Annotated in this window: 6 protein-coding genes; all 6 read right to left on the minus strand. The window is 76.5% G+C overall.

What is annotated here, in order from left to right; genetic code table 11:
* Positions 1 to 64 precede the first annotated feature (64 nt).
* A complete protein-coding gene (locus ACJOT3_RS31355; protein WP_406976746.1) occupies positions 65 to 925 on the minus strand; it encodes an ABC transporter permease in 861 nt (286 codons plus the stop codon).
* Positions 922 to 1,929 (minus strand): aliphatic sulfonate ABC transporter substrate-binding protein, encoded by a 1,008-nt coding sequence (locus ACJOT3_RS31360; protein ID WP_406976747.1) that lies wholly within the window; start codon positions 1,927 to 1,929, stop codon positions 922 to 924. The genes ACJOT3_RS31355 and ACJOT3_RS31360 overlap by 4 nt, the downstream gene beginning before the upstream one ends.
* Positions 1,926 to 2,735 carry an ABC transporter ATP-binding protein gene (locus ACJOT3_RS31365; RefSeq protein WP_406976748.1) on the minus strand — a complete coding sequence of 270 codons (810 nt, stop codon included), beginning with the start codon at positions 2,733 to 2,735 and terminating at the stop codon, positions 1,926 to 1,928. The genes ACJOT3_RS31360 and ACJOT3_RS31365 overlap by 4 nt, the downstream gene beginning before the upstream one ends.
* A gap of 457 nt (positions 2,736 to 3,192) precedes the next feature.
* Complete coding sequence (locus tag ACJOT3_RS31370) at positions 3,193 to 4,683, minus strand: FAD-dependent oxidoreductase (protein WP_406976749.1); 1,491 nt, start codon at positions 4,681 to 4,683, stop codon at positions 3,193 to 3,195.
* On the minus strand, positions 4,680 to 5,537 hold the full coding sequence (locus ACJOT3_RS31375) for an FAD:protein FMN transferase (RefSeq protein ID WP_406976750.1): 858 nt from the start codon (positions 5,535 to 5,537) through the stop codon (positions 4,680 to 4,682). The genes ACJOT3_RS31370 and ACJOT3_RS31375 overlap by 4 nt, the downstream gene beginning before the upstream one ends.
* Positions 5,524 to 6,072: an FMN-binding protein gene (locus ACJOT3_RS31380; protein ID WP_406976751.1), complete on the minus strand. Its 549-nt coding sequence runs from the start codon at positions 6,070 to 6,072 to the stop codon at positions 5,524 to 5,526. Before ACJOT3_RS31380 ends, ACJOT3_RS31375 begins: the two co-directional genes overlap by 14 nt.
* Positions 6,073 to 6,198: the final 126 nt, after the last annotated feature.

Consider the following 6,198-nt stretch of genomic DNA (forward strand, 5'->3'; position numbering starts at 1 on the left):
CCGCTCAGTTCTCCGCCCGGTCGGTCTGCCGGTCCACCGGCCGACCGGCCGCCCGGCCTCCGGCTCACCGGGTGGCGGCGACCCGGCGCTCGACCAGGCCGAGCAGGGCGTCGGTGGCCTTGCCCAGCAGGGCGAGCAGGACGATGGCCAGCAGCAGGATGTCCGTGCGGCCGGTGTTCTGGCTGTTGGTGAGCAGGAACCCGATGCCCATGGTGGAGGCGATCAGCTCGGCCGCCACCACGAACAGCCAGCTCTGGGCCAGGGCCAGCCGCAGCCCGGCCAGGACGGCCGGGGCGGAGGCGGGCAGCAGGACGCGGACGAACAGCTCCGCCCCGCGCAGCCCGTAGGCGCGGCCCACCTCGATGAGCCCGCGGTCCTGGTGGGCCAGGGCCGAGGAGACGGTGGTGTACACGGGGAAGAACGCCCCGATGGCGATGAGCACCACCTTGGGCCCCTCTCCGATGCCCAGCCACAGGACGAGCAGCGGCACCCAGGCCAGGGAGGGCACCGCCCGGACCGCCTGGACGGTGGGGGCGAGCAGGTCGCGCGCGAGGGGGAGCAGGCCGACCAGGCCGCCCGCGGCGACGCCGATCGCCGACCCCCACAGGAAGCCGAGCAGGACCCGTTGCAGGCTGATGGCGATGTGCAGCCACATGTCGCCGCGTTCGACGAGGGAGGCGAAGGCCGCGGCGACGGCGGCAGGCGGCGGGAGCTGGGCGGCGTTGTAGACGCCGGTCGCGGCGGCCCACTGCCACAGGGCGAGCAGCAGCAGCGGGACCACGGCCCCCAGGGCGAGAGCGCGCCACCGGCGCCGGGCTCCCCCACCCGAGGCCTCGGAGCCCGGTTCCGGGGCGGGCACGGAGTCGGCCACCGGCTCGGCCGCCGGGTCGGCCGCGGTGCGGGGTTCCTCGGCGGTGCGGCTCATCCGGTGCCCTCCTGCGCCGCCTGCTCGGCGAACTCGGGCAGGAACAGCGTGTCCAGGGCCTGGGTCGCCTCGTCCTCGCTGCGCACCAGCCCGTTGTCGACGAGGTAGGGCAGCAACCGGTCCAGGGTGGCCCGCAGGTCCTCGCCCGGCACGGGGTCGTTGTCCAGGTGGGTGCGCTCGGTGAGCTGGCGTTCGGCGACCTCGGGGTCGATCCCCGCCTCCTCCGCGAGCAGGGCGGCGGCGTCCTCCGGGTTCTCGGCCACCCAGGCGCGGGCGCGCTCGTAGGCGTCGACCACGGCCTGGACCAGGTCGGGCGACTCCTCGGCGAACTCCTCGCGGACGTTGAGGGTGCCGAAGCTGTTGTACTCCAGGTTCCGGTGGACCAGCCGGGACCCGGCGGTGAGCTCGGAGGCGGCCATGTGCGGGTCCAACCCGGCCCACGCGTCGACGTCGCCCTGCTCCAGGGCGGTGCGGCCGTCGGCGTGCTGGAGGTCGGCGTGGTCGATGTCGCCGAGTTCGAGTCCGGCCTCGTCGAGGGTCTGGAGCAGGAAGAAGTAGGGGTCGGTGCCGGAGGTGGCGGCGACGGTCGCCCCGGCCAGGTCCTCGGGGCCCTCGATGTCGGAGTCGGCGGGGACGACGATGGCCGACCACTCGGGCTGGGAGTAGACCTCGACCACTTTGATGGGGCTGCCGTTGGCGCGGGCCAGCAGGGCGGGGGTGCCCGCCGTGGAGCCCAGGTCGATGGTCTCGGCGCGCAGGTTCTCGTTGGCCTTGTTGCTGCCCTCGGAGAGCACCCACTGGACCTCGACGCCGTCGAGGTCCTCCTCCAGCCAGCCCTGGTCGCGGACGACCAGGGAGGCGATGTTGTAGTAGGCGTAGTCCAGGCGCAGGACGCGTTCGCCGTCGGCCCCGGCGGGGGCGTCCTCCCCGGACAGGCAGCCGGTGAGCAGCAGGGCGGCGGCGGGCAGGGCCAGGGCCGCGGCCAAGGCGCGGGACGGGGTCATGGGGTGGTCCTTTCGGGGGCGGTGCGGCGGGGGACGCCCAGCCGGTCCAGGAGTTCGGCGCGCAGGTGGGAGAGGTCGCCCGCGCCCCGGTCGCGGGGGCGGGCGGTGGGGACGTCGACGAGGGCGGCGATGCCGGCGCCGGGGGCGGTGCCGACGGGGCCCAGGACGGCGATGCGGTCGGCCAGGTGCAGGGCCTCGTCGACGTCGTGGGTGACCAGGACGACGGTGGTGCCCGCCTCGCGCTGGATGTCGTCCACCAGGTCCTGCATGCGCAGCCGGGTGAGGGCGTCCAGGGCGGCGAGGGGCTCGTCGAGGAGGAGGACCCCGGGGCGGCGGGCCAGGGCGCGGGCGAGGGCGACCCGCTGGGCCATGCCGCCGGAGATCTGGCGGGGGCGGTGGCCGCGGACGTCGCCCAGGCCCACGGCGTCGAGCCAGTGGGAGATCTGGGCGCGGGCGTCGGCGCGGTCGGTGCCCCGGGGCAGGCCCAGGGCGACGTTGCCCGCGAGGGTGCGCCAGCCGAGCAGGCGGGGCTCCTGGAAGACGACGGCGCAGCGCGGGTGGACGTCGGTGACGGTGTCGCCGTCGATCTCGACGTGTCCGGCGGTGGGGCGGTCGAGTCCGGCGATCTGGCGCAGCAGGGTGGACTTGCCGCAGCCGGAGGGGCCGAGCAGGGCCAGGACGGTGCCGGGGGCGACGTCGAGGTCGATGCCGCGCAGCACCGGGCGGGTGCGGCCGCCGTCGGGGAAGGCGCGGTGGAGGCCGCGCACGGCGACGTGGGCGGCGGGCATGGCGGTGGAACGGGACACGGTCGGCTCCGGCTCTGGGGGCGGGTACCACGCGGAGAACAATACCCATTAAATCTGTAGGAAATATAGGCTATTGGCGCACACCACCGCAAGCCACCGTCCGGTCCGTTTCCGCCCGGCCGCGTCTCGCGCGTCCCGCCGCGGGCGACCGCCCGGGTGGGTCCACCACCCCGGCCCCGGCCGCACGTCCCGCCACGGGCGACCACCCGCTCAGGAGGGTCCGCCGCCCCGGCTGTACCTCCCGCTACGAGACCGCCCGCCCAGGTGGGTACACACCCCGGCCCCGGCCGCGCATCCCCCGGGGGGCACCGCCCGCCCAGGAAGGTCCACCACCCCGGCCCCGGCCGCACGTCCCGCCACGGGCGACCACCCAGGCGGGTTCACCGCCCCGGCCGCGTCCTGCCGCAGGCCACCGCCCACCCGGGCGCATCCGCACCGGCTCCCGGGCGCGGGCGGGTCAGTAGCCGCTGAAGGCGTCGGTGCGCACGCCCCGCACGCCGCGGCGGCGCAGCTCCCGGACCAGGTCGGCGACCATCGCCGGGGCGCCCGCCACGTAGGCGCGGCGGCGGGCCAGGTCCGGGACGTGTTCGGCCAGCGCGTCGCCGGTCGGCTCCGGGCCCGCGTAGGTCCACCCGCGCGGCGGGGCGGCGGGCGGGGCCGGGGCGAACAGCAGCACCGTCGTCCCCGCCTTCTCGAACACCTCGGCGTAGGGCACGTCGTCGGCGTCGGGCACCCGGTAGGCCAGGACCGCGTCGCGGGCGGCACCGGCGGCGGCCATGGAGGCGAACGGGGTGATGCCGATCCCTCCCGCGACCCACAGCACCGGGGTGTCCGGATCGGCGGGCGGGGTGAAGTCGCCGTGCACGCCGGTGGCGGTCAGCACCCGCCCCGGTTCCAGTTCCGCCACCGCCCGCTTGAAGCTGCTGGGCCGCTCGGGCAGGCGCATCGCCACCGCGATCTCGTCGGCGCGCGCGGGCGGGGAGACGATGCTGAACATCCGCCGGGTCCCGCGCGCGTCCGGGCGCGGGTGCGGCAGGCACAGCTCCAGGTACTGCCCCGGCCGGAAGGCCAGCGGGGCGCGCGGGGCCAGCACGAGTTCGACGGTGTCGGCGCCGACCGGCTCGCGCCGCAGCACCCGCAGCCGCACCCCGCGCCGCTGCCCGAACACGAACGCCAGCGCGTTGCCCGCCAGCAGGGCCAGCTCCGGCGAGGAGTGCAGCGGGCCGACGGAGAACGCCACCCCGTCCAGCACGCCCACCACTGCGGCCACCGTCAGCGCCTGCCACCGCCGGGGCGGGGTGGTGAGCGGCTCGGTGAGCATGAACGCGGCCAGGAACAGCACCGGCGAGGACGCGACGACGGCCCAGGCCGCCGCCGGGACCGCCTCCCCCGCCGCCACCGAGGACGCCAGGTTGAGGCCGCCGCCCACCAGCAGGTACACGCCGACGAACGCGTACCGGCGCAGGCGGCGCACCACCAGCACCCCGGCGACCAGCACGAACGGCAGCAGCCCCGCCGACCCCGCCCACCAGGCCGGGGTGGCGATCCCGGCCAGGCCCGCCACCACCAGGGCCAGCGCCGCCGGGTTGAGGACGTGCCGTCCGCGCAGCGTCAGCACGTACTTGGACAGGGTGGCCACGACCGAGACGGCGACCAGCCCGGCGAACCCGGCCGGGGTGTCGGCGGGCCACAGCACCAGGCCCAGCAGCAGGCCGGTGATCACCGACGACTCGGCGTGCGGGCGCACCCCCAGCAGCCGGGGCACGGTCAGCCCGGTGAGCAGGCAGGCCGCGACGCACACCGTGAGGGAGGCGGCGATGGCGACCGGGTCGAGGGAGAGCACGCCCAGGGCGGCCAGGACGGGGGCGGCCAGGGCGATGAGCCCCAGCCCGAGGGTGACCGTGCGGTACATGGTGAGGCCGTCGAGGAGGGCGGACAGTCGTCTCACGCGAACATCTCCCAGTGGGGCGAGTGGTGGGCGGTGCCGTCGGAGAACACCCGGACGTACCCGAATCCGCCGGGGGCGGCCGCGGCCAGGTCGTCGGGTCCGACGAAGAACAGGGCGGTGGCCAGCCCGTCGGCGAGGGCGGCGGTGTCGGCGAGCGCCCAGGTGGCGACGACCCGCTCGACGGGGGCGCCGGTGCGGGCGTCCAGGACGTGGTGCAGGCCCTCGCCCCAGGCGCGGCGATCGGTGCCGGAGGCGGCCAGGGCGCGGTCGTGCAGCCGGACGCGGCCGATGGCGAGGTCGGGGCGGTGGGGGTGTTCGAGGGCGACGCGCAGCGGGGAGCCGACGGCGCGCATGTCGCCGCCGGCGTCGACGCACAGGTCGTCGTGGCCGTCCTCGCGCAGAAGCGCGGTGACCGCGTCGACCAGGTACCCCTTGCCCAGGGCGCCGATGTCGAGCACCGCGCCGGGTTCGGCGGTCAGGACGGTGCCCGCCCGGCGCAGGGTCCCGGGGGCGGGTGCGGGCAGCGGCGGGCCGTGCGGGCGCAGGGTGAGGTCGGGGTCGTAGCCCAGCCGCTCCAGGCAGGCGCCGACCAGCGGGTCGACGGCTCCCCGGGTGGCCCGGCCCAGGGTGTCGTAGAGGTCGAGGATGTCCTCGGCGTCGCCGGGGAAGGCGACGGGGCCGCCGGTGGCGGCGAGTTCGGCGACCAGCGAATCGGGGCGGAAGCGCGAGTAGGCGCGGTCGAACTCCGCGATCCGCGCGGCGACCGCGTCGGCGGTCGCGGGTTCCAGGGGGCGGGAGGTGTGCACGCGCCAGCGGGTGCCGATGGCGTCGAACACCCGCTCATGCGCGTGCATCGTCCCGGATCCGGGCCAGGGCGTCGGTGAAGCCGTCGCCGGTGAGGGAGGACCCGGAGACCTTGTCGACCTCGATCTCGTCCAGGGGGACGCCGACGACCACGGCGGCGATGCCCTGGGCGAACCGGTCCTGGAACTGGCGGGAGGCGCCGCTCTCGGCACCGGGTTCGACGACGACGTCGGTGACGGCGTTGTCGGCCAGGGTGAGCGTGACGGTGATGCTGCCGGGCGCCCCGTGGGCGACGTAGTCGCCGGTGGCGGTGTAGGTCCCGTCGGTGTAGTCGCCGAACAGGGCGGGCTCGGAGGAGCCGGTGGAGTCGGTGGAGCCGGTGGGCTCCGGGGAGGCGGGGGCGCTCGGGGCCGACACCGGGGCCTCGGGCCCGGCGACCGGCCCGGGTGCGGGGTCGGTCCGGGCGGCGGCGCCCTGGAGCTGGGCGGCCCCGGCGACCAGGCCGACGCCGACGACGGCCAGTCCGGCCCGGACCACGCCGTCGCGGACCGGTGAGGGCTCCTCGGCGGCCGGGAGGTGACTCATCTGTGTGGACCCTTTCCGGAGGGCTGCGGGGGGCGGGCACGGCGGAGCCGCCGCCGGACGGCGACGACCACCGACGACAACGACAAGGGTAGGCTAACCTAATCGACATGGCTCCGGTCGTCCGGG

Source organism: Nocardiopsis protaetiae (genome assembly GCF_045446735.1).
Lineage (GTDB): Bacteria > Actinomycetota > Actinomycetes > Streptosporangiales > Streptosporangiaceae > Nocardiopsis > Nocardiopsis protaetiae.